Raw genomic sequence first — 24,880 nt, forward strand, 5'->3', positions numbered from 1 at the left:
TTACATATCAAGTCCAATCCCATCGTCTGCTAGTAGCTTTTCAAAAATCTTTCCTACTGCACTTAATTCATCGTCATCTTCCACTATGCTGTAAAGTCCATCTTCTTCTTCGGGATTTGAATCATCTCTTAAAATAAAAGCTTCTCCGTCACCTTCCTCAGAGTCGGTAACGAGAATATATGTTTTTCCTCCAATGACAGTCTGGGAAATCGCATAAAAATCCTGCTCATTCTGACCATCTAGGCAAAAAGAAATCTTTTCCATAATTTTTTCCTCTTTTTACATGCAAAAAAAGTCGCCTATCTGTCACATAAACAAAAGAAATCCCTTTTGATCCCAATAAGCAACAACTCTTGCAATTATTCATTTTCATTTACGCACGTTATCTAAATAATCCTGCAAAATAAGTTCTGCTGCAATCATATCTACGTGCTCTTTTCTTTCACGACCGCGAATGCCTAGTTTATCCATTATTTCATCTGCTTCAACAGTAGTTAATCTCTCATCAAGCATATGAACGACAATTCCGCATCTTCGCTCAATTCTATCTTTAAATTCCAGAGAAAGCTTTGCACGTTCTCCTTCACTTGTATCCATATTTACAGGGAGTCCGAGAACTATTTCAGTAATCTCGTACTCCTCAATAAGTTCTTCTATCCTAGCAAGTGTACGACGAAGTTTATTTTCTTCCTTACGTCTAATTATTTCTTTTGGCTGCGCGATGGTATTTGATGGATCACTGATTGCCACTCCCACCGTGCGAGAGCCATAATCAAGACCCATATATCGCATGTTTTTCTGCCTCTTTATTATTTTTTCTCATTCCAATGATATGTACGAATATACTGTGTGAGCATCTCTTCAACAAGTTCATCACGCTCAACCTTCATGATAAGGCTTCTGGCACCATTATGGCTTGTAATATATGTCGGATCACCAGACATAATATATCCAACGATTTGGTTTACAGGATTATAGCCTTTCTCAAGCATTGCTTCATAAACTACTTCCAAAATTTTATGTACTCCATTTTCCTGAGGAGCCTCCACTTTAAAAAACTGTGTATGTCCTAAATCGTTTGCCATAATTTACGTCCTTTCTAAGCCAAATGCTCGAAAACGAGTTTCCATATTCACTAGACAATACCTATATTTATATTACTATAGCATCAGAATAAATACAAATAAATGTTTACGGGCAACATTATTTATCTAAATATTCAACAAACAAATACTATGCTTCCATCCTCTGCCAGGCACGTTGCTACTGCACTTGTAATATTACCGGATTTTTCATTATCCTTTAATTCGCTAACTTTTTTGGCGAATTTAACATATCTTTCGTTATGACCTACAAGGAATTTTTCTTCATTTATTTCTTCGATATCTTCCCATAAAATCTTTACAGTTTCGCCCAAAAACAGTTTTCTATATTCTTCAGAGTGTTTCTTTGTCATATTTAAAAGCACATTACTTCTTTCTGTTTTCTGACGGTCTGTAAGCTGATCCTTCATCCTGGCTGCAGCTGTTCCTTGCCTTACTGAATATTTAAATACATGCATTTCGTAAAAATTTATATCTTCGCAAAAAGCTCTGCTTTCCTCAAATTCTTCTTCTGTTTCGCCAGGAAATCCCACGATAACATCAGTTGTAATAGCTGGTTTATCATAAACATCTCTAAGAATATCCACACACATCTTGTATTCACTTGAAGTATAATGTCTATTCATTCTCTCAAGAACACTTTGGCACCCACTCTGAAGCGATAGATGAAAATGAGGACACACTTTAGGCATAGACGCCAGTGCTTTAGCATTCTCCTGTGTTATTATTCGTGGCTCAAGAGAGCTTAATCGAATACGCTCAATTCCCTCAATCTCATGAACTTTCTGCAGAAGTTCTATAAACTCCGACTGACCCCTGTCAAGACCATAAGAGCTAACATGTATTCCTGTTATAACAACTTCTTTTACACCTTTTTGGGCAAGTCCTTCAATTTCTCTTACTACGTCACTTTGCTCTCTGCTTCTGATTCGGCCTCTTGCATAAGGGATAAGACAGTAACTGCAAAACTGATTACAGCCATCCTGTATTTTTATGTATGCTCTTGTATGTTCCGGAGCATTAGTAAGTTCCATATTTTCATACTTAGTCTCTTCTTTACTTCCAACTTCTATAGATGCATCCATTTCCATAACAGGAGTTTTTACTTTTTCATTAGTTAGAGTATTTTCATCAAGGCTTGTTTCGCAACTTTCCTGCTGTTTTTCATATTCCATAAGAATTTTAACAACGTCTTTTTTTCTATTGTTTCCAACTGCAATATCTATGCAAGGATCTTTTTCAACCTGTTTTTTGCTTGTTTCAACATAGCATCCCAAAGCTATTACTATAGCATTTGGATTTTCTTTTTTTGCACGATGCAGCATCTGTCTGCTCTTTCTATCTGCTATATTAGTAACTGTACAGGTATTGATAATATATACATCTGCTATTTCATTGAAAGGGACTATATTATATCCATTCTCGATTAAGTCCTGTTCAATAACATCAAGCTCATAACTATTTACCTTGCAGCCAAGGTTATGTAATGCAACGTTTTTCAATTGATAACTCCTTTTTATACCATTACCCCGTTGACTTTGCCTACTACTCCGTTTATTATTAAAAAAAGAAGGAGGTATTTGCGTAATGAAGACTGTTAAAATTTCTCTTAATTCAATCGATAAGGTTAAGTCTTTCGTAAACGAAATCACAAAATTCGATTATGATTTTGATCTTGTTTCTGGAAGATATGTTATCGATGCAAAATCTATTATGGGTATCTTCTCATTAGACCTTTCTAAGCCGATTGATCTGAATATTCATGCAGAGGATCGTGTAGACGAAGTGCTCAAAGTTTTGCAGCCTTACATTGTTTAATGTTCGGCTATTTCCCTTTTGGAATATTTTTAAGGTATCTAGAGGCTCTGAATTAATTCAGAGCCTTTTTCCTTTTCTATTGTTTCCCGCTAGAATTCAGGCTAATTGGTAAATTCCCCAAATTCTAACAAAAAGTTCTGACAATACAATAATTTTATCCTTCGATTTCAAGAATCTCATCTGTATCTAAAGCTGTCTTAACAAGCTCGTCTATCTTCTCATTTAAGTTTTCTTCGTGCTTTCTGATAACTTCAACCTTAGGCTTTGTTACAGGATGTTTTGCAACGAAAATTGTACAGCAGTCCTCATATGGCTGAATTGATATGTCATATGCTTTAATCTTAAGAGATATATCAACAATATCCTGCTTATCAAATGCAATTACAGGTCTGTAAACAGGCATAGTCTCAACTACATCGTTTGTACACTGAAGTGACTGCATTGTCTGTGATGCCACCTGACCAATTGATTCACCTGTGATAAGTCCCATACAACCTGAACGTTTTGCAAGTTCTTCTGCAATTCTCATCATGTACCTGCGCATGATAATAGTAAGTTCATCATGTGGGCACTTATCATAAATATAAAGCTGTATATCTGTAAAATTTATGATATGAAGCTTAACTTTACCTGTATATCTTGCTACAACCTTTGCAAGATCGATAACTTTCTGCTTTGCTCTTTCTGAAGTATAGGGTGGTGCATTGAAATAAACTGCTTCAATATCCACACCTCTTTTGGCAATCATATATCCTGCAACAGGAGAATCTATTCCGCCTGATAAAAGAAGCATCGCCTTGTTACCTGTTCCAAGCGGCATTCCACCTGGTCCAGGAATAACCTCTGAATAGAGATTTACCTTTTCACGAATTTCTACATGGAGCAAAATTTCAGGATTATGAACGTCTACCTTAAACTCAGGAAAAGCTTTCAGAATATCTCCGCCAAGTTCTCTTCCAAGTTCCATAGAATCCATTGGATATGTTTTGTCAACTCGTCTTACCTGAACTTTAAAAGTCTTATTTTTATCCGGATAAACATTATCCATGAATCTGCATACTCGTTCTGCAAGTTTCTCGTATGTTGGAAGCTTGCCATCTCCATCTCTTTCAATAGAAACAGCCGGGCAAATACCTGTAAGTCCAAAAACTGTCTGAAGTGCTTCTACTGTTTCGTCAAAATCATAATTTCTGGCGTCAACATAGATTCTCCCTGCAGTTTTATCAACTTTAAACTCACCCTGTACTTTAGAAAGAACACGATTAATCTGTTTTACAAGGGCATTCTCGAACATATATCTGTTCTTACCCTTAACACCAATTTCTGCATATTTTAATATAAAAGCATGATACTGCATAAAAATCTCCTTAATCACTGACGGGAATATCTGCGAAGAAGCGGTATTACTGCGCACATTGCTTCAATCGCGTGGTCAATTTCTTCCTTTGTTGTAAATACTGACAGGCTTACACGGATAGTAGAATCCAACAAATCACTATCTAGTCCTATGGCTTTCAAAGTATCGCTTACATGCGGATGATTAGAAGCGCACGCTGATCCAGCCGATACATATACTTCTCTATCTTCAAGCGCATGCAAAAGAACTTCTGCACGTACTCCTTTTACAGATAGACTAATGATGTGAGGTGCACTGATTTCATCAATTCTACCATTTATTGTTATATCCGGAAGCTTTGATGTAACTTCATTTATAAAATAAGCCTTAAGTTCTCTTAGTTTCGCAACATGTTCGTCTAAATTTGCATATATCTCTTCTGCTGCTCTTCCAAGACCTACTATTCCTGGTACATTTTCAGTTCCCGAACGCATACCCTTCTGCTGTCCGCCACCATAGTTTATCGGTACAATTCTGACAGAATTTTTCACATACAAAAAACCGATTCCCTTTGGTCCATGAATCTTATGTCCGCTTACTGACAGCATATCAATTCCCATATTCTTCGGAATAATAGAAAATTTACCATATCCCTGAACTGCATCAACATGAAAATATGTCTTTGGATTAACTTTTTTAATAAGTTCGCCGGCTTCTGCTATCGGCTCCAAAGCCCCAATCTCATTATTCACAAACATTATACTTACAAGTGCTGTATCAGGTCTTATAGCCTTTTCCAACTCATTTAGATCTATTCTTCCCTGATTGTCAACTGAAAGATATGTAACTTCAAACCCTTCTTTTTCCAAGTGTTTCATTGTTTCCAGAATAGCAGGGTGCTCTATTTTAGTAGTAATAAGATGTTTTCCAACTTCTTTTTGTCTGCTTAGGGCTGTGCCTATAAGTGCCATATTGTCAGACTCTGTTCCCCCAGAAGTCAGAATAATCTCCTTTTCTTCACAACGAAGAGTTTTAGCTATCTTCTTCTTTGCGTCCTTAACTAAATCTTCTGCATCTTTTCCTTTGTGATGCATACTGGAAGGATTACCAAAATTCTCAATCATTGTCTTTGCAACAAGCTGTGCAACATCCTCAAAAGCTTTAGTTGTAGCTGAATTATCTAAATAACTTTCCATTACTTTATCTTCTTTCTATTTAACTCTTCTGACCTTCAAGATGATACATCAACCAGGACAAGATTGTAAAGCCGGCTGTTTCTGTTCTTAGAATTCGCCTTCCCATAGTGATAGGAATAACTCCATTTTCTATAGCTTTTTCAATTTCCCTGTCATCAAATCCGCCTTCTGGTCCTATAAAAATGGCTATGCTCTCTCCAGCTTTAACTTCTGATATAAGCTGTCTTGTCTTATCCATTCCCTCTGCAAGTTCGTAAGGAATAAGTCGTACATCCATTTCAGATGCTCTTTTTATAGCTTCTCCAAATGTCATAGGCATGGACACTTTTGGAATTATTGCTCTCTTACTCTGCTTTGCAGCAGCTTCTGAGATACTCTGCCAGCGGCTTATTTTATTCTTGGCCTTTTTTTCATCAAGTTTTACAACTGCTCTTTTTGTTGCAACCGGAATTATCTCATATGCGCCAAGTTCAACAGCTTTCTGTATAATAAGTTCCATCTTGTCTGCCTTTGGGAGACCTTGAAAAAGATATATTTTCGAAGGAAGTTCTACGTCAGGCTCTTTTATAAACAACAAAGTACCTATTACCATCTTGTCTTTTATCTCTTCGACTGCATACCTATATTCTTTTCCGTCTCCATCTTTGACAGATACAGAGAATTCCTCACCCTTGACCATTCTAAGCACATTTATCATGTGATTATAGTTATCACCGTCGATAAATAGCTGTTTATTTACTTCATCTATCTGTTCTTTTTCAACAAAAAAATGATACATCAATTTTTCTCCAATTAATCACGCTCTAGAAGTAACTGATACCCATTCTCCCTTATGGTGAACCTCTATATCAGTAAAACCCGCATCTTTATGCGCTTTTACAACTTCCGCCTCTTTTTCTTTTACGATTCCTGAAGTAATGTAAAGGGCACCCTTTTTCAAAAACCTATGAATAAGTGGTGTAAGAGGCAGTAGTACAACCGGAAGTATATTAGCCAAAACCACATCATAACATCCAAAGCCAACTTCTTCCTGAACCTTTTCATCATCGATAATATTACCGATTATAAGCTTCATTTTGTCTTCCTCAAATCCATTACTAGAAAGATTCTGAGCAACTGCCGGAACTGCCTGTGGATCAAGATCTGTTCCTACACAGTGTCCTGCTCCGTATAAAAGAGCTATTATAGACAATACACCGCTTCCCGTTCCGATATCAAGCACTTCCATACCCGGCTTAATATATTTTCTAATCTGTCCAATACAAAGCTGAGTTGTCTCATGAAGACCTGTTCCAAATGCAGTTCCCGGATCAATATGAAATATCTTATTGGCCTTTTCAAGATCTTCTTTGGATGGTTCTTCCCATGAAGGAATTATTAATACATCTTCTACTAGAAATTTATGAAAATACTGTTTCCAGCTATTCATCCAATCGATATCCTCGGTAATATCAACTGATACTGTTCCATCTCCTATATCGCAGTATCTCTTAATATCTTCTAACTGTTCGAAGATTTCTTTCTTTAGCTGCTCTGGTGTTTTCTTGACTTCTTTTCCGGATTTATTGGTCATTTGATAGGACACATCTCCTCTGCCGTTTTCTACGGACATGTCTTCTTCGTCATTAGGCATTGAAACAAGCAGGGTATTGTCGTCATAAAGCTCAGCAAAAAAATTAAGATAAGCAATTCCATCATCTTCTTCATCCGGAAGAATATCAGTAAACATCTGCTCTTTATCTGCCGCTGTAAGCGGTGCTTTATCTTCAATCTGTGCTCCTGTAAGACCTATATCCAGCATGGAACTGATAATAATATCTTCTGCCTCTTCTGTTGTACGAATTCGAAAACGCATCCAACGCATAAAAATGTCTCCTTTTCCTAAAAAAGGTGTCATATCGCTATATACGATATGACACCGTATCAATTAAAAATTATTTGTTCCAAAAGCCTTTTTTCTTCTTTTTCTCTTTGCCATCTTCAGTATTTTCGCCTGTTACTCTATCGGCCTCATTAAGAGAATCACCTGTTATAGCATCGAACTGTCTGAGAAGTTCTTTAGCTTCTTTGGACAAATGTTCAGGAGTCTTTATAACAAGTGTAATATAGTGATCGCCTCTTATATTCTTATCCCTAAGAGATGGAACACCTTTTCCACGAAGTCTGACTCTTGTACCAGTCTGTGTACCCGGCTTTACATCATACACTACTTTGCCGTCAACGGTATCAATTACTACTGAACCGCCAAGTGCTGCCACTGCAAGTGACATGCTGACATTTGAAAAGATATCATAATCTTCTCTTTCAAAAATAGGATGACTTGAAACGATAACTTCTACAAGAAGATCTCCGCGTGGACCACCATTTATACCTGGCTCACCCTTTTCACGGATTCTAACACTTTGTCCGTTATCAATACCTGCCGGAATAGATACTTTAATAGTCTTACGGCTGGTGATATATCCTGAACCACCACAGTCAGGACACTTATCTTTTATAATCTTTCCTGTACCGCCACAATCCGGACATGTCTGAACATTTCGCACTGTTCCAAAAAGTGACTGCTGTGTAAATACAACCTGTCCTTTACCACCACACTTTGGACACATCTGAGGATTAGTTCCAGGTTTAGCGCCACTTCCTTTACATGTCGGACATGGATCTTTAAGGTTCAAAGTTAATTCCTTCTCTGTACCTGTAATAGATTCCATAAATGAAATACGTACACTTGCACGAATGTTAGCACCCTTCTGCGGGCCGTTTCTTGCTCCACGGCTTCTTCCACCACCGAAGAAATCTCCAAAGATATCTCCAAAGATATCACTGAAATCTCCACCGGTAAAATCAAATCCACCGCCGCCATTACCAAATCCGCCGCCTTCAAATGCAGCATGTCCAAACTGGTCATACTGTCTACGCTTCTCCGGATCACTAAGTACGGCATAGGCCTCTGATGCCTCTTTAAATTTATCTGCTGCTGCAGCATCACCAGGATTCATATCAGGATGATATTTCTTGGCCAGTACACGATATGCCTTCTTTATCTCATCATCTGATGCCCCTTTGCTGACACCAAGCACTTCATAATAATCACGTTTCTGATCTGCCATGCTTCCTGCTCCTACATCTATATGCACAAGTGTGAGGACAGTATACCGCTTAACAGTAGCTGCCCTCACTTTTTTTAACTGTTAAACCAACAGTAATTATAATAACCATGCGCTGCCTAAAAGGCAATCCGTAAAATATAAAACTTTACGAAATTTTTTCTTGATTAAACTTCTCTGTAGTCGCCATCTACAACGTCATCATCCTTGCTCTGGCTTGCAGAAGCATCAGCCTGAGGATTTGGACCTTCCTGTCCTGCTGCTCCAGCTGCTCCGTTTGCCTTCTGCATGTTCTCATACATCTTTGTGAAAAGCTGCTGAGCATCTGTAGAAAGCTTTTCTTTCTGAGACTTAATCTGGTCGATTTCTGCGTCTGTGAGTTCCTTATCCTTTGTAGCTTCAAGAGTTTCCTTAAGAGCCTTGAGGTCTTCTTCTACTGTAGCCTTATTAGCTGCATCGATGTTATCTCCAACATCCTTAAGAGCCTGCTCTGTCTGGAATACGAAGGAATCAGCTTCGTTTCTTGCATCAATGCCTTCCTTACGCTTCTTATCCTGAGCCTCGTACTGCTGAGCTTCTTTTACAGCCTTATCTACTTCATCATCAGACATGTTAGTACCAGCTGTGATTGTGATGTGCTGTTCCTTACCTGTTCCAAGATCTTTAGCAGATACGTTTACAATACCGTTTGCATCAATATCGAATGTAACTTCAATCTGAGGCATACCTCTTCTTGCTGGTGGGATTCCATCAAGACGGAACTGACCAAGAGACTTATTATCTTTTGCGAACTGACGCTCACCCTGAAGTACGTTGATATCAACGGCTGTCTGGTTGTCAGCTGCAGTTGAGAAAATCTGGCTCTTCTTTGTAGGAATAGTAGTATTTCTAGGAATAAGAACTGTAGAAACACCACCCATTGTCTCAATTGAAAGTGAAAGTGGAGTAACATCAAGAAGAAGGATGTCACCGGCACCTGTATCACCAGCAAGCTTACCACCCTGGATAGAAGCACCTACTGCTACGCACTCATCTGGATTAAGGTTCTTGGAAGGCTCCTGACCTGTAAGCTGCTTAACCTTCTCTACTACGCAAGGAACACGAGTTGATCCACCTACAAGGAGAACCTTTGAAAGATCTGCGCTTGTAAGACCTGCATCTTTAAGAGCGTTCTGAACAGGGATTGCTGTGTTCTCTACAAGGTCATGAATAAGCTCTTCGAACTTAGCTCTTGTAAGATCCATATCAAAGTGCTTAGGACCGTCAGCTGTAGCTGTGATGAATGGAAGATTGATGTTTGTAGTTGTGGAAGAGGAAAGTTCCTTCTTAGCCTTCTCTGCAGCTTCCTTAAGTCTCTGCATAGCCATCTTATCACCAGAAAGATCTACGCCTTCTTTCTTCTGGAACTCTTCAACCATCCACTTCATGATTGCGTTATCAAAGTCATCACCACCAAGGTGTGTATCACCGTTTGTAGAAAGAACTTCGATTACACCATCACCGATTTCAATGATAGATACATCAAATGTACCACCACCAAGGTCATATACCATGATTTTCTGCTCGCTACCATTGTCAAGACCATAAGCAAGTGCTGCAGCTGTAGGCTCATTGATGATACGCTTTACATCAAGACCTGCAATCTTACCAGCATTCTTTGTAGCCTGACGCTGTGCATCATTGAAATAAGCTGGAACTGTAATAACAGCTTCAGTTACCTTCTCACCGAGATAGTTCTCAGCATCAGCCTTAAGCTTCTGAAGAATCATAGCAGAAATCATCTCTGGAGAGTACTTCTTACCATCTATTGTACGACCGTGGTCTGTACCCATATCTCTCTTGATAGATGCAATTGTACGATCAGCATTTGTAACTGCCTGACGCTTTGCAGGCTCACCTACAAGACGCTCACCATTCTTTGTGAATGCAACGATAGAAGGAGTTGTTCTTGCACCTTCTGCATTTGCGATAACTGTTGGCTGTCCGCCTTCCATAACAGATACACAGCTATTTGTAGTACCTAAATCGATACCTATAATCTTACCCATTTCCTTTACCTCCATTATTAACTAATCAAATAATATTTTGAATTATAATTGTCTATATTTTTATTTTGCAACAGCCACCATTGAGTGTCTGATAACTGTATCATGATAAGTGTAGCCTTTTTGAAGTTCCTGTGCTACGACACCTTCTTCATACTCATCACTTTCAACCTGCATTACTGCATTGTGAAGATTAGGGTCGAACTCTTTGCCTAATGCCTCAATTGGCTTAACATCCATATCTTCTAAGAATTTCAATACCTGCTTGTAAATCATATCCATTCCCTGAACAAAAGAATCATCTTTCTTGTCCTCTGGAATTGTTGAAAGACCTCTTTCAAAGTTATCAACTACAGGTAAAACCTTCGTGAGAACACTTGCAGCTCCATTGTCAAACATTTGTGCTTTTTCTTTCTCAGTACGTTTTCTGAAATTATCAAATTCAGCAACCTGACGCATATATTTGTCTTTCATGTCATCAAGCTGATCCTGAAGCGGATTTTTCTTTTTCCCAAAAAGAGATTTCTTTTCTTTTTTCTCTTTTCCTTTTTCGTCAGAATTCTCAGACTCGTTTTCTGCTTCATCAGTTTCTTCTTCGTTTGTATTCTCTTCTACAACTTCAGATTCCTCAACTGTTTCAGCTTCTGTATCATTATCCTCGACATCCGGATTAGCTGTTTGTGTTTCTTCGTTTTCAACAGCCTCTTTATTTATTTCTTTTTCTAATTCCTTCTGATCGCTCAAATCGTTTCATCCTTTCCTTCATCATGATATAAAACACCAAGCTGGTGCATCATCTCTCTAAGGGTGGTTACAACTTTGTCATAATCCATCCGCTTTGGTCCGATTATTCCAACCGTTCCTCGCATTCCTTCGCCCAGTTCATAGGTTGCCGTTACTACACTGCAATCTTTCATGGTCTCAACCGGTGTTTCATTTCCTATGTATATCTGGATACCAGTATTGTCTTTAGTGTCCAAAGAACTTTTTACAATGCTGGTCAATTCGCTTTTTTCTTCAAAAGCATTTATCAGCTCGCTGGCCTTACGATTATCTGATAATTCAGGATATCTTAGTATGTTGTTAGTACCACTTGTGTATATCTCCAAATCTTCATCTGCTCTTATCGACTCAGCCGCTACATCAATTACATATCCGACGATTTCTGAATGAATTCCTGCCTGCTGCTTAAGTGCAGCTATAAGTCCCAAGTTAATATTCTCAACTGCCACTCCGTTTAGATTAGTGTTAAGAAGGATATTAAGCTTAAGAAGTGTTGCATCATCAAGCTGAGTTTCAACTGGAATCATCTTATTTTTTATAAGATTTCCTTCCAGAACAATCGTTGCAAGCAGATGACTCGAATCAACCTTGGAAATTTGAAGGAATTTCAGCTTGTTCTTACTCACTGACGGACTCGAAACAATTGTTGCATAATTTGTATTATCCGCAAGTTTCTTAGCTACGTCTTTTAGGAGATCTTCAAGCTTTTCTTCCTTATGAAGGAGCATTTCCTTCATCTCATTTACTTCTTTTTCCTTTTCCTGAAGCATCGCATCTACATAGATTCGATAACCCTGATCGGAAGGAATTCGTCCTGCAGAGGTATGAGGTTGAAGGATAAGTCCCATCTCTTCAAGATCCGCCATCTCATTTCTGATTGTTGCGGAACTCAAATTCAAATCAGTATATTTTGAAATGGTTCTACTTCCAACAGGCTCGCCAGTTTCAAGATAATTGCGAACTATTGCATTCAGAATTATTTTTTTTCGTTCTGTCAGTTCCAAATACAATCACCTCCAAAACCAGATGTTTTTCTCCACATACGAACTGTAACGATGTTTTCTTCCCAGGTGTTAGCACTCATTACGTTTGAGTGCTAACACCTTACATAGGTTAAGTTATCACTTTACCATTACAATGTCAACCGGCTTTAAAACAAAAAAATATTAATTAAATATAAAAAAAGAAGATGATGCGCATATTTACGCACCATCTTTCTTTTGCTCTCAAAAAAAATTTTTATTAAAGATCAAAGCTTCCGCTTTCCTCATTTGCAACGTAGTAAACTTTTCCTTCTTCAGGCTTTACATAAAGTTTTAAATCTTTGAGATCTTCTACGTTCTTTCCAAGGTCATACTGCCAAACATTCTTTGCATTCTGAATGAATGTCTCATCTGAAATGCTGCGTCCGCCAAACTCTAATACTACACTTACCTTCGGCTGTTCGTTTTCCTTGTTTTCAGCTATCTTCTTTACAGATTCAGCTTCTACTTTCTTTTCTACTGCTTTTTCTACTTTCTTTTCTGCTGCCTTTGGCTCTTTACTTTTTACTGTCTTCTTTGCAGCAGGCTTCTTTTCAGTCTTTGTTGCCTTTGTTTCTGTCTTTTTGGTTGCAGAAGTAAGTTTTACAACCTCAATTTTCTGAGTTTCCTCAGGCTTTCCAGCAGCTTCTGTTTTATGATCTGCAATAACTGCAGTACGAATGTTGCTTTTGATATTTGCTACCGGTTTTACAGTTTTTGTCATCTCTGCCATTTTCCTTCCTCCCATACGTATACAGTACACTTTTGTACTTTCTCTAAAACGTCAATTATTTTTGGTTTCATTGGAAAAAACTTTGAATCTGTGTAAAAAAGATAATTCACTGTTATCTTAAGTAAATAACAGTAATTGACCAGCAAATCAGCACATTGCATTGGTAAAGTTATCGCGATATAGATGTATCAGTTTGCGATAATTTTCTTTACAAATTTGAGTTTATCGCAGATATTCGATATTGTCAATCTTTTTAACGTTTTTTTGTTATGTTCCTATCCAGCTTTTGGCCTGTTTGGATGTCTGTATTTTGAGTATGCAGCTTCCTTGTAATAAAAAATTGCCCTGTATTCTTATATCAAAAAACTGCCTACCCGCAATAAATGCGGATAAACAGTCTCTATCAGCCTTTTAATATTCCATTTGCAACAAAATATGCCATTACTATAATACCTAATACGATTCTATACCATCCAAAGGCTTTGAAGTCATGCTTTCTGATATAGCTCATAAGGAATCTGATTACTATTATGGACACAATGAAAGCTACAAACATTCCAACAAAGAGAATTGCTCCCTCCATTGGAGTAAAGTTAAATCCGAATTTCACAATTTTCAAAAGACTTGCTCCGAACATAACCGGTATTGCAAGGAAAAATGTAAACTGTGCAGCAACTTTTCTGGATACTCCTGCAAGAAGTGCTCCTATTATTGTAGAACCACTTCTGGATGTTCCCGGGAATATAGCTGCAATAAGCTGCCATGCACCTATTATAAGAGCTGTCTTATAATCAAGATCTTTGATATCTCTTATCTTAGGCTTTCTGTGCTTGTTTCTGTTCTCGACTATAATAAAGAAGATACCAAACAAAATAAGCATTGTAGCAACAACAGTTCCCTTGTATAAATGCTCATCAAGCCAGTCATCAAACAGTACACCTACTATTGCTGCAGGAATACAGGCTACTAGAATTTTCCCCCACATCTGCCAGATTTCTATTTTATTTACTCTATGCTCTTCTATAGCTTTTTTGCTAAGATCGAATGGGAATATTTTTTCCCAATACAAAAGAACTACCGCCAGAATAGCACCTAGCTGAATAACCACAAGGAACATCTTCCAAAATTCAGGAGATACATCCATCTTCAAAAATTCATCAAGAAGAATCATGTGCCCGGTTGAACTTATAGGAAGCCACTCAGTAATACCTTCCACAATTCCATATAGAATTGCTTTTAATAAATCGATCATATGTCACCTCTTTTGATTCTATTTTATTTCCAAAAGAGTATCAGTCGTTAGTATAAATAAGCACCAAAGCTTTTTCTTACTTTTTATCTAACAAGAATATGCTACGCATTACAAAAACTTCTTCGCCTTAATTTATATTTCTTTTCCATAAACCTCTTCAACGAACTGTCTTAGTCTTATCATCGCTCTCTCTACTTTCTCAGTATCAATGCAGTATGCCATTCTGAAAAAGCCAGGTGCTCCAAAATTGTCTGCCGGAACAAAGATAAGATCATACTCTTTTGCTTTATTACAAAAAGCAATTGAATCTTCTTCAAGCGCTTTAGGCAATATATAAAATGTACCACTTGGCTTCAAAACAGTAAATCCCATTTCTATAAGATTTTTATATATTATTTCCATATTTTTTTCATATACCGACAAATCAGCAGTCAGGTCACATACTTTAGCAACTGCCTGTTGAATAATTGAAGGAGGACAATTATGTCCTGTTCCTCTACTTATCTGACCGCATATAGGTACGATACAATCTGATTCTTCACAAAGAGGATTAACTGCAACATATCCAATTCGTTCTCCAGGGAGTGATAGCGATTTTGAGAACGAATAACATGAAAGTGTGTTAGGATAAAACTTTGAAACATATGGTGAATCAGCATTTTTATACACAATTTCTCTATACGGCTCATCTGAAATAAGGAAAATAGTATGTTTATACTCTTCTGATTTTTTCGTAAGAAAATCAGCAAGATATTCAAGAGTTTTAGTAGAATATGCTACTCCCGACGGGTTATTTGGTGTATTGATAAGAACTGCCGCAACATCGCTTGTGAGCATCTTCTCAAACTCTTCTTTGTTTATCTGAAAAGTAGTGGTATCAGCTGGTACAACTTTGAGTTTCGCTCCGCATCCTTCAATATATGGCTTATATTCAGGGAAAAAAGGTGCAAAAGTCAGAACTGTATCTCCCTGCTTGGTAACCGCTCTAACTGCATGTGCTATCGCACCTGCTGCTCCTGTTGTCGGGAAGATGTGTTCACTTCTGTACATCATTCCAAATCTTTTATTTAAAGACTTTGCAATTTCTTCTTTAAAAGACGGATCGCCTAAAGTAGGACTGTATCCATGAAGCTTCATTGGATTTTCATTTTGCAAAAGATCTATCATTACATTTGTGAATTCATCCGGTGTTTTTACTGACGGATTTCCTAAACTAAAATCAAAAACATTTTCATATCCTATTATTTGTCCCCTTTTTGTGGCAAACTCAGCAAGATTTCTTATAACACTTTTAGCTCCAAGCATCTGCTTATAACTTTCATTTATCATCACAATTCTCCCAAAACACTATGACTGTATCATCAACTTATTGTTTTTCACTTTACAACTGTACATTGCAACACTAACATACTAACAAAAAAGCGGGATAATCTCCATAGCTAAAATTAATAAATTTCAGCTATAAAAATTATCCCGCTTTTTGTTAGAGAAATTCTATGTTATACCATTGCTATAGTACTTAAATTCATAGCCTGTGTCTTAATCCATGACAACGGAATATGATCAGTTCCAAGTCTGTCAAGTTCCATACCAAGTTCATCAAGCTGTTCCTTAGTATCGTCATCAGTAAAAGATTCAATTGATTTTCCTGCCAGTGCATACATAAGAGTCATAACGAAGATATTACGCATTTTCTTTTCTTTGAAAAATACGATATCATAAGTTGTTTCTTCACTATCATTAGACACTGCCCAAGGATAATCATATTTTAAACCAGCTACATCTGCCGGTGCCTGACTAATTCTATATTCTCCTGGTCCTGCAAAAAGAATCTGGGAAAATGTCCGAGCATCCTGCTCACCCAAAAATGCCATCACATCCATGTGGCCTTCCAGTGAAACCTTGTAAAGCATTACCTTAGCACTCATTATCTACCTCCTGTAATAAGCCACCTATTGAAATAACTGCCTGCTTTGCAGGCGTAAGTGCAGACAAACTTTGTTTCATAAAACATATTTGAAATTTCAAAATTGTTATTTTACTTAACTTTCAACAATAACATCGGCTTATTTTTACCAAAAGTTTAGTTTAAGGATTTTTTCTTTTCGTTTTCAGAAGAAAGGAGCAGGCTTTCCATATCTTTAATTATTGTCTCTGTTTCGGTAATAAGATCCTCTTTGGTGTCTTTGTGGGCAGTTCCTCTGTTATAAATAAATGCCGGAATTCCCTTAGTCTTAAAGCTGAGCTTTTTATCATGTTTTTTCAAAAGAAGTGGTATATTTTTTGATACAATTTTTGCCTGAGGAAGTATGCTAAATACAATTTCTTTATCGCCACCTTTTACTTTGGTAAGACAAAGACGATGCGCAGTGCTTCGTATAAGAGAGATTCTTACAAGATTTTCGACACTCTTTGGATATTCTCCAAATCTGTCTTTGAGCTCGCCCATCATTTCCTGTGCTTCCTCTGCGCTTTCTATCGACGCAATCTTTTTATATATTTCAAGCTTCTGCTCTTCATTCAGGATATAGTAGGTTGGAATGAAAGCATCACACTCAAGTTCAATCGATGTTTCGAAATCAAGAATTTCTTCAGTATCATTAGCTTTCTTTCTCTTAATGGCTTCACCAAGCATTTTGCAATACAAATCGTATCCAACAGCCATCATATGACCTGACTGACTCTTTCCAAGAAGTGAACCAGCTCCGCGTATCTCCAAATCTCTCATTGCTATCTTGAATCCTGAGCCAAGATCTGTGAACTCTCTTATAGCTGCAAGTCTTTTCTCAGCAACCTCTTTTAACATCTTATCTTTTTTGTACATAAGGAATGCATAGGCTGTCCTGTTAGATCTTCCAACACGTCCTCTTAACTGATACAACTGGGACAATCCCATTTTGTCAGCATCCTGTATTATCATTGTATTAACGTTGGAAATATCAAGCCCTGTCTCGATAATGGTCGTAGATACCAGTACATCAATATCTCCATTTATAAAGTCATACATTATACGTTCAAGTTCCTGCTCAGACATCTGGCCGTGTGCAAACGCTACATTTGCCTCCGGCACAAGCTTCTGAATTCTGGCACAGACATCTTCTATTCCGTTTACTCTGTTATTAACATAGTAAACCTGACCTTTTCTGGCAAGCTCTCTAACAATTGCCTCTCTTACCATCTCAAGATTATATTCGCATACAAAGGTCTGGATTGGTTGTCTTTCATTTGGCGCTTCTTCAAGAACGCTCATATCTCTTATTCCTATTAGAGACATGTGAAGAGTTCTTGGAATAGGTGTTGCTGAGAGCGTAAGTACATCAATGTTGTTTTTTAACTTCTTTATTTTTTCTTTGTGTCTTACACCAAATCTTTGTTCCTCATCAACTATCAATAGGCCCAGATCCTTGTATATAACATCTTTTGACAAAAGTCTGTGTGTTCCTATGATAATATCTACCATTCCTTTTCCAAGGTCTTTAAGTGTCTTTGTCTGTTCTTTTTTGGTTCTAAATCTGGAGAGCATATCGACTCTTACCGGAAAGTCCTTCATTCGCTTGGAAAAAGTATTATAATGCTGCTGAGCAAGAATAGTGGTAGGTACCAGTACAGCAACTTGTTTTCCATCCTGAACAGCCTTGAATGCGGCTCTTATCGCAATCTCTGTTTTTCCAAAACCAACATCTCCACATACAAGTCTGTCCATGGTTTTATTGCTCATCATATCAGCCTTTGTCGCCTCTATTGCACTAAGCTGATCTCTCGTCTCTTCAAACGGGAATGCATCTTCAAACTCATTCTGCCATATTGTATCCGGGCTAAACTGGAATCCTTTTGCCTGCTGCCTTTTTGCATACAGTTCTACAAGGTCATTTGCCACTTCTTCTACAGCGCTTCTTACTTTTAACTTTGTCTTTTTCCATTCGCTTCCGCCAAGTTTGTTTAACTTTGGCTTATGCTCAACTTCAGCATTTCCTGAAGAGTATTTTTGCAATACATCAAGTCCTGTTGCAAGGACATAGAGATTACCTCCATCTGCGTACTCAACTTTGACATAGTCTTTGGTTACGCCATCCTGAACTATTTTCTCTATTCCTCTGTAAACTCCAAGTCCATAGCTTTCATGTACTACATAGTCTCCAGGTTTTAATTCAGACAAAGAATTTATAAGTTCACCATTTTCTTTTCTTTTCTTTTTTTTCTTTTTATGCTCTATGAAAATATCACTTTCCGCAATAACAGCAAACTTAATTTCTGAATACTCGAATCCCTTAAAAATTCTGCCATAATATGTCATTATTTCGCCATTTTCAAGGACTCTTCCCGGATCTTCACTATATACTGCAGGCACATCATTATCTCGCAAGTCTTCAACTATTCTTTTTGCTCTAGTTCTTGAACCTGAAAGTATGAGAACCTTATAACCTCTTTTTCTGTAATCTTTTAAATCCTTTACAAGGACATCAAAGCTATTATTATAAGGTGCTATTGACCTTGCATGTATTTCGCAGGTTTTGCCTGGATTAAAATGATTCTGACTCTTTGGAACAGGAATTGACTCAATAAGAACTCGCCTTACACTTTCCATTTTGGCTATTACTTCGTCTTCGGAAAAAAGAAGATCCATCTGAGTAGGAAGTATATATCCTTGCTCTATTCTATGAATCATGCTTTCTCTAAACTCATTCCAAACCGCTTCTGCGTGTCCTTGAACATGCAAAGGCTCATCTATGAAAATCATAGTATTACCTTTTTGAAAAACTTCCAAAAAGGATATTGGATCATCTATAAAATATCTTAAGAAAAAGTCCATTGAAGAGAGATTATGAAATTCAAGTGCCTCTTCCTTTTTTTCCTCAATGTACTTTTTAAGTCTTGCTGATTCTTCTGTCTTAAAATCTTTTCTAAGAAGGTTATACTGCCTATCAAATTCTTCATCGATTTTTTCGAAACCTTTTTTAAGTTCTTCAGATGATAGAATAAGCTCTGATGCAGGATAGATTTCAATTGACTCAAGTTTTTCCAGAGATCTCTGCGTGCTAATGTCAAAAGATCTTATAGATTCAATTTCATCATCAAAGAATTCTATTCTATAAGGATTTTCTTCAGTGATATCAAAAATATCTACAATATCTCCTCTAACAGAAAACTGCCCGGGAGCTTCAACCTGATACACCTTTTCATATCCGGTTTTAACAAACTTTGCCAGTAGTTTTTGAAGATCAAAGCTCTTCCTTTTATCCAGTGCCACAATATTTTCTTTTATCATGGATACTGGAATCTGAGGACTCATAAGAGCTGAGAAGGTTGTTATAACTGTTACAGGCCTTCCTTCTATAAGGCGCCTTATCGTCTTTATGCGTTCTTTTACGATATCATTACTATGAATATCTGCCTGATAAAAAATCAAATCTTTGGCAGGATAAACGGTAACATTCTTATCATAAAATTTGTATTCCTCATACATTTCTTTAACTTTGATTTCAGATGAGGTGACAATTATACGATAACGCATTTCCTTTCCGAGACCATTTATCATGTGAAGTTTTTGAGAATCAACGCATCCAAAAACCTCAGCACATGCAAATGGACTGTCTAGATACTTATTCAGCTCTTCAAATACCGGATAACTCTGTAAAGGTGCTTCAATAGCTCTCATTCTTACCTCTTAAAAAATCTACTTAACTTTTTTCTGGTTAAACTTATTCATTGCAGAATCAGTGCCTTCCTCAATGATAGTTGCAACAGCTCTTACTGTATTATCAACTGATTCTTTCATTTCTTTCCTGTCTTCTTCGGAAAAGTGTCCTAAAACAAATGCTGCAAGATCCATTCCCTGCGGCTTATGTCCTACTCCTACTCGTACTCTCTTAAATCCATCTGTCTGACAATGTGCTATTATGCTCTTTAATCCATTATGACCGCCAGCACTTCCCTTGGGACGAACTTTAATATTTCCAACTTCCTGATCTATATCATCCGAAATAACTATAAGATTTTCAGAAGGATCAATCTTATAGAATCTACACATAGGTCCTATTGCTTCTCCGCTGTTATTCATATATGTCAAAGGTTTCATAAGGATAACCTGATGTGTTCCTATTCTTCCTTTTCCATAAGCTGCATTGAATTTGGTTTCTGTAAGTTCAATTCCATATTCATTACAAAGTGCATCTATTGCATCGAACCCGACATTGTGACGAGTTCCCATATATTTTCTTTCAGGATTTCCAAGCCCTGCAATTACGTACATTTCTATCTTCCTCTCTATATTTCATATGCACACCAAAAGGACAAATCACCAGTACCTGTGTGGTTTGCCCCGCTTAATTTTATTATTACAGAGTTATCCTTTTGTGTCAAAAAAAGTTTTATATTTTATCAAACAAAAAAGACCTAGTTTCCTAGATCTTTTTTGTTTATGTTAATAAGTCATCTATACAAAAATCTTGCCTATTGAAATAACCTTTAGTTGTCTTTGCAACCAGAATAGTAATATCCTAGTGCAATTGTTTAATCAAAATAATGACGTCGATTTACAAAAATGGAGTTTCTGGTAAATCTTCTGACATTTCTTCTGACATAGCTGCCTTTTCATAAGCTTCTAAAATCATTGTCTGAATCTCTTTTCGAGTATCGGAATTAATAGGATGAGCGATATCGCGGTATTCTCCATCTGCTGACTTCTTGGAAGGCATAGCGATGAATAAACCTTTCTCACCTTCAATAACCTTTATATCGTGTACTACAAACTCATTATCAAATGTTATAGAAACAACTGCTTTCATTTTACCTTGTTTCAGGACTTTACGAACGCGTACATCTGTAATCTTCATGTTTTCGGCCCCCTCACGGCACTAAAAATTTTTTGACTTTAGATGACTTATACGACTCTTGAAACTCCATACAAAAGCTTTAAAGTATCAACAAAATTTTTAAATGCAATTTTTTATTTTGACAAGATAGTTGCAATACTATTAAATCACATATCGCTCGTTATTTTCTACTACAATCTTTATTCCGTCTTCACCTTTATGATATGAATTGGCCTGAATTGTACCATGACTCTCAACTATACAGTTTTCAATATGCGTATTATCGCCAATATAAACATCATTAAGGATGATGGAATTCTTGATGGTACAATTATTTCCTATAAAGGATTCTTTGAATACCAATGAATTCTCCACACTTCCATTGATAATGCATCCTGAAGAAATAAGACTGTTCTTTAGCTGAACTCCAACATTAAATTTTGCAGGTGGAAGATCAATAACCTTAGTATAAATACTAGGATATTCGCTAAAGAAATAATTACGCACTTCAGGCTTTAAGAAATCCATATTGGTACGGAAATAATCTTCAATTGTAGCGATATTTGACCAGTATTCCTTTATTTTATAACCATAGATTCGTTTCATATCTTTGTAGCGAACAAGGATATCACGCACAAAGTCAAAACGTTCTTCAGCTTCTGCCTTCTCTACAAGTTCAATGAGCTGGCGGCGTCTTATAACATACACACCACAAGAAATAGTGTTGGATCTTGCAACAACTGGCTTTTCCTCGAATTCTTCGATTCGGCTCTCTTCATTCATTCTGATTGTTCCGAATCTGTCTGTATTTACATCTGCCGGCATATCTTTGCAGACAACTGTAATATCTGCCTGTTTTTTTATATGATATTCCAAAAGCTTGTTATAATCCATCTTGTAAACTACGTCACCAGATGTGATGATAACATATGGTTCATGACATTTTTTCAAAAAATCAAGATTCTGTCCAATGGCATCTGCTGTGCCTCTGTACCATCTTGAATTATTGGCTGTCTGTGTAGGTGTAAAAATAAACATACCGCCTTGTTTACGTCCGAAATCCCACCATTTGGATGATGAAAGATGTTCATTAAGTGAACCCGCATTATACTGTGTGATAACACCTACTGTCTGTACATGTGAATTTGACATGTTGGATAAAGCAAAATCGATACCGCGGTAGTGCCCAGCAATAGGCATTGCACAAATTGCACGTTTTTGTGACAATTCACCCATTTTGTTGCTGCTTCCGCCAGCTAAAATAATGCCAATAGCTCTCATTCCTGTATACCCCCTTTATCCAAAGTCTTTCCACTGTCAAGCCTTCCGTCTTCGTAGTCTTCTTTGGTAGTAACGCCGTTAATCATTACGTTTTTACCTATAACGACGCCGTTAGGAATAACAGACTTTTCACCAATTGTACAAAGATCATCACGATAGATATCTGGTCTTAGATCATTCTGAACAGAATCACCTACACCCATTTGTACCTGATTACCTATGATACTCTCTTCATCGATAATCGCTTTGTCAATTGAGCAATTCTCCCCAATTACTGTGCCATTCATGATAATTGAGTGTCTTACGGTAGTACCTTTACCGATTCGAACACCACTACCTATAACTGAGTTGTAAATCTTGCCTTCAATTTCTGCTCCTTCACCAATGATGCTGCGTTCAACATCACTTTCTGGTCCGAAGTACTGAGGTGGCTGGATTTCATTCTTTGTATAAATCTTCCAGTATTCTTCATACAAATTGAACTCAGGTACAATATCGATAAGCTCCATATTGGCTTCCCAATAGCTTGTAAGAGTTCCTACATCTTTCCAGTATCCGTCGAATTCGTAAGCAAATAGTCTTTCGCCCTTATCTCTGCAATATGGGATGATATGCTTACCAAAATCAAGTCCCGGCTGATTACGATTAGTAATAAGTGCTTCTTTCAATGCATTCCATGAGAAAATATAGATACCCATTGATGCAAGGTTTGAACGTGGATGTTCAGGTTTTTCTTCAAAATCAACGATTTGGTGTTTTTCATCTGTAATCATGATACCAAATCGGCTAGCCTCTTCCATTGGTACCGGCATAACTGCGATAGTAACATCAGCATTGTTAGCCTTATGGAAATCGAGCATCGTCTCATAGTCCATCTTGTAGATGTGGTCTCCGGAAAGTATAAGAACATAATCCGGATGATAGGATTCCATATACTCGAGATTCTGATAGATAGCATTTGCGGTACCTGTGTACCATTCGCTATTTGTGTTCTTCTCATATGGAGGAAGAACGGAAACGCCACCAACGTTTCTATCGAGATCCCACGGAATACCAATTCCAATATGAGAGTTAAGTTTGAGTGGTCGATACTGGGTCAAAACTCCGACAGTATCAACACCTGAGTTAATACAGTTACTGAGTGGGAAATCAATTATCCTATACTTGCCCCCGAACGAAACAGCAGGTTTGGCCATTCTTGCAGTCAGAACTCCAAGTCTGCTTCCCTGACCCCCGGCGAGCAACATGGCGATCATTTCCTTTTTAATCATCTTTTGCCACCTCACTAAAGTTGTCATTTTGCCCAACATCCATGTACACAACTGTCGCTCCGCAACAGGTCCTAACTTGAAAAAACGATCCCAGCACCAAAAAAGCTGAGTTTACTAAAACATAAAATAAAGACGAGATAAGAACAGCGGTATAGTAATGCTACTTTAGAAACCGCATATCTCCTAAAACAGTATATCATATAACCAAATATTATGGAACGAGATTTCACAGAAGTTTTGGTTTTTTTTCAAATTTTTTTGGCCGTTTTTTAAGTTGCAACAAACGTTCCTATAAGTTATATTATTTTGATGGAACCGTTCAAAAAAATAATGACTTTTATGGCAATATAGGAAAAACCAATGATTAATTCTGAAAGTACCGGTTTTACTGGAATTTCTAATGTTTTTATAGATAATTATATATATGACGCGAATGCTTTGGAGTTAAAAGTCTACCTATATTTAAAAAGGCTTTTACAGGAAAACATCTCTACGAGCATTGATATTCTAGCCGATAAATTCAATGAAACAAGTAAAGATGTTATAAAAGCCATTCTTTTCTGGGAAAAAAAGGGGCTTGCAAAGATTGTCTATAATACTGATTCCTCTATAAAGGAAGTCTGGCTTGATAATAATCTTCTCAAATTAACAAATGCCACTTTGAATAATACTAATACTTCTTCCATGTTTTCTGTTAAAAACAACATGGAAAAAAGAGAAATAAAAACGTCTGATTATGCTATGCCTCATAACAATCAGGTTATGGAAAATCAGAAAATCGCAGCACTTTGCGAACAATATTTTAATACAACTCTTAATCCCGACATGATAAGCGACTTATTTTTCATAAAAAATAATTATGCTTTTTCCATGGAGGTTATGGACCTTCTTATGAAATACTGCGCAGGAAAAACAGGGAAATTCAACTTTAAGTTCATGAAAGCTGTCGCTGATACCTGGAAATCCGAAGGAGTAAAAAATGTTTCTGATGCCACTTTGCAGATAAATCGTCACGAAGAGATGGTGGCACGTATTCAGAGCAAAAAAAACATAGATGTTTTCGAGCAGAACAACTACGATTTTGATGAGCTCGAAAAAACACTTATAAAAAATTAACGGAG

23 protein-coding genes are annotated in these 24,880 nt (G+C 37.1%); 2 read left to right on the forward strand and 21 right to left on the reverse strand.

The annotated features are described in order from the left end of the window. From G634_RS0106885 to mtaB, 4 genes are all read right to left on the reverse strand, one after another. A complete protein-coding gene (locus G634_RS0106885; RefSeq protein ID WP_026504670.1) occupies nucleotides 1–264 on the reverse strand; it encodes a DUF1292 domain-containing protein in 264 nt (87 codons plus the stop codon). 105 nt (nucleotides 265–369) lie between these two features. Further along, complete coding sequence (gene ruvX, locus G634_RS0106890) at nucleotides 370–792, reverse strand: Holliday junction resolvase RuvX (protein WP_026504671.1); 423 nt, start codon at nucleotides 790–792, stop codon at nucleotides 370–372. A gap of 17 nt (nucleotides 793–809) precedes the next feature. Continuing rightward, the gene (locus G634_RS0106895) at nucleotides 810–1,085 is read right to left on the reverse strand and encodes an IreB family regulatory phosphoprotein (RefSeq protein ID WP_026504672.1); all 276 of its coding nucleotides are present in this window, start codon (nucleotides 1,083–1,085) and stop codon (nucleotides 810–812) included. A gap of 134 nt (nucleotides 1,086–1,219) precedes the next feature. Then, nucleotides 1,220–2,605: a tRNA (N(6)-L-threonylcarbamoyladenosine(37)-C(2))-methylthiotransferase MtaB gene (mtaB, locus tag G634_RS0106900; RefSeq protein WP_026504673.1), complete on the reverse strand. Its 1,386-nt coding sequence runs from the start codon at nucleotides 2,603–2,605 to the stop codon at nucleotides 1,220–1,222. Between the two features lie 85 nt (nucleotides 2,606–2,690). Between mtaB and G634_RS0106905 the strand changes: the two genes are divergently transcribed. Continuing rightward, on the forward strand, nucleotides 2,691–2,921 hold the full coding sequence (locus tag G634_RS0106905) for an HPr family phosphocarrier protein (protein ID WP_026504674.1): 231 nt from the start codon (nucleotides 2,691–2,693) through the stop codon (nucleotides 2,919–2,921). Between the two features lie 154 nt (nucleotides 2,922–3,075). On the opposite strand, the gene thiI is transcribed toward G634_RS0106905, so the two are convergent. From thiI to G634_RS0106990, 17 genes are all read right to left on the reverse strand, one after another. Continuing rightward, nucleotides 3,076–4,278, reverse strand: a complete 1,203-nt coding sequence (thiI, locus tag G634_RS0106910; RefSeq protein ID WP_026504675.1) for a tRNA uracil 4-sulfurtransferase ThiI — start codon at nucleotides 4,276–4,278, stop codon at nucleotides 3,076–3,078. Nucleotides 4,279–4,292: 14 nt separating this feature from the next. Continuing rightward, the gene (locus G634_RS0106915; protein WP_026504676.1) at nucleotides 4,293–5,453 is read right to left on the reverse strand and encodes a cysteine desulfurase family protein; all 1,161 of its coding nucleotides are present in this window, start codon (nucleotides 5,451–5,453) and stop codon (nucleotides 4,293–4,295) included. Nucleotides 5,454–5,472: 19 nt separating this feature from the next. Continuing rightward, nucleotides 5,473–6,231, reverse strand: coding sequence for a 16S rRNA (uracil(1498)-N(3))-methyltransferase (locus tag G634_RS0106920; protein WP_026504677.1), 759 nt, complete (start codon nucleotides 6,229–6,231; stop codon nucleotides 5,473–5,475). Nucleotides 6,232–6,249: 18 nt separating this feature from the next. Then, entirely contained in the window at nucleotides 6,250–7,317 is a 1,068-nt protein-coding gene (locus tag G634_RS0106925) for a 50S ribosomal protein L11 methyltransferase (RefSeq protein WP_026504678.1), read from the reverse strand. 70 nt (nucleotides 7,318–7,387) lie between these two features. Next, nucleotides 7,388–8,563: a molecular chaperone DnaJ gene (dnaJ, locus tag G634_RS0106930; protein WP_026504679.1), complete on the reverse strand. Its 1,176-nt coding sequence runs from the start codon at nucleotides 8,561–8,563 to the stop codon at nucleotides 7,388–7,390. 164 nt (nucleotides 8,564–8,727) lie between these two features. After that, the gene (gene dnaK / locus G634_RS0106935; protein WP_026504680.1) at nucleotides 8,728–10,608 is read right to left on the reverse strand and encodes a molecular chaperone DnaK; all 1,881 of its coding nucleotides are present in this window, start codon (nucleotides 10,606–10,608) and stop codon (nucleotides 8,728–8,730) included. Between the two features lie 60 nt (nucleotides 10,609–10,668). Beyond that, the gene (grpE, locus tag G634_RS0106940) at nucleotides 10,669–11,349 is read right to left on the reverse strand and encodes a nucleotide exchange factor GrpE (RefSeq protein WP_026504681.1); all 681 of its coding nucleotides are present in this window, start codon (nucleotides 11,347–11,349) and stop codon (nucleotides 10,669–10,671) included. Next, nucleotides 11,346–12,392 (reverse strand): heat-inducible transcriptional repressor HrcA, encoded by a 1,047-nt coding sequence (gene hrcA / locus G634_RS0106945; protein ID WP_026504682.1) that lies wholly within the window; start codon nucleotides 12,390–12,392, stop codon nucleotides 11,346–11,348. Before hrcA ends, grpE begins: the two co-directional genes overlap by 4 nt. Nucleotides 12,393–12,630: 238 nt before the next feature. Beyond that, on the reverse strand, nucleotides 12,631–13,143 hold the full coding sequence (locus G634_RS20235) for a DUF6465 family protein (protein WP_026504683.1): 513 nt from the start codon (nucleotides 13,141–13,143) through the stop codon (nucleotides 12,631–12,633). A 403-nt stretch (nucleotides 13,144–13,546) separates the two neighbouring features. Next, nucleotides 13,547–14,395 (reverse strand): undecaprenyl-diphosphate phosphatase, encoded by an 849-nt coding sequence (locus G634_RS0106955; RefSeq protein WP_026504684.1) that lies wholly within the window; start codon nucleotides 14,393–14,395, stop codon nucleotides 13,547–13,549. A 132-nt stretch (nucleotides 14,396–14,527) separates the two neighbouring features. Beyond that, complete coding sequence (locus tag G634_RS0106960; protein WP_026504685.1) at nucleotides 14,528–15,724, reverse strand: pyridoxal phosphate-dependent aminotransferase; 1,197 nt, start codon at nucleotides 15,722–15,724, stop codon at nucleotides 14,528–14,530. Between the two features lie 170 nt (nucleotides 15,725–15,894). Next, a complete protein-coding gene (locus tag G634_RS0106965) occupies nucleotides 15,895–16,323 on the reverse strand; it encodes a hypothetical protein (protein ID WP_026504686.1) in 429 nt (142 codons plus the stop codon). Nucleotides 16,324–16,478: 155 nt separating this feature from the next. Further along, the gene (mfd, locus tag G634_RS0106970; protein WP_026504687.1) at nucleotides 16,479–20,051 is read right to left on the reverse strand and encodes a transcription-repair coupling factor; all 3,573 of its coding nucleotides are present in this window, start codon (nucleotides 20,049–20,051) and stop codon (nucleotides 16,479–16,481) included. Nucleotides 20,052–20,069: 18 nt separating this feature from the next. Continuing rightward, entirely contained in the window at nucleotides 20,070–20,645 is a 576-nt protein-coding gene (gene pth, locus G634_RS0106975) for an aminoacyl-tRNA hydrolase (RefSeq protein ID WP_026504688.1), read from the reverse strand. Between the two features lie 283 nt (nucleotides 20,646–20,928). After that, nucleotides 20,929–21,228 carry a septation regulator SpoVG gene (spoVG, locus tag G634_RS0106980; protein WP_026504689.1) on the reverse strand — a complete coding sequence of 100 codons (300 nt, stop codon included), beginning with the start codon at nucleotides 21,226–21,228 and terminating at the stop codon, nucleotides 20,929–20,931. A 141-nt stretch (nucleotides 21,229–21,369) separates the two neighbouring features. Further along, nucleotides 21,370–22,488, reverse strand: a complete 1,119-nt coding sequence (gene glgD, locus G634_RS0106985) for a glucose-1-phosphate adenylyltransferase subunit GlgD (protein ID WP_026504690.1) — start codon at nucleotides 22,486–22,488, stop codon at nucleotides 21,370–21,372. Then, complete coding sequence (locus G634_RS0106990; protein WP_026504691.1) at nucleotides 22,485–23,759, reverse strand: glucose-1-phosphate adenylyltransferase; 1,275 nt, start codon at nucleotides 23,757–23,759, stop codon at nucleotides 22,485–22,487. The genes glgD and G634_RS0106990 overlap by 4 nt, the downstream gene beginning before the upstream one ends. Nucleotides 23,760–24,119: 360 nt before the next feature. Here G634_RS0106990 and G634_RS0106995 point away from each other — a divergent pair, with 360 nt between their 5' ends. Next, a complete protein-coding gene (locus G634_RS0106995) occupies nucleotides 24,120–24,875 on the forward strand; it encodes a DnaD domain-containing protein (protein ID WP_026504692.1) in 756 nt (251 codons plus the stop codon). Nucleotides 24,876–24,880: the final 5 nt, after the last annotated feature.

Source organism: Butyrivibrio sp. NC3005 (assembly GCF_000424545.1).
In the GTDB taxonomy this organism is placed as follows: domain Bacteria; phylum Bacillota; class Clostridia; order Lachnospirales; family Lachnospiraceae; genus Butyrivibrio.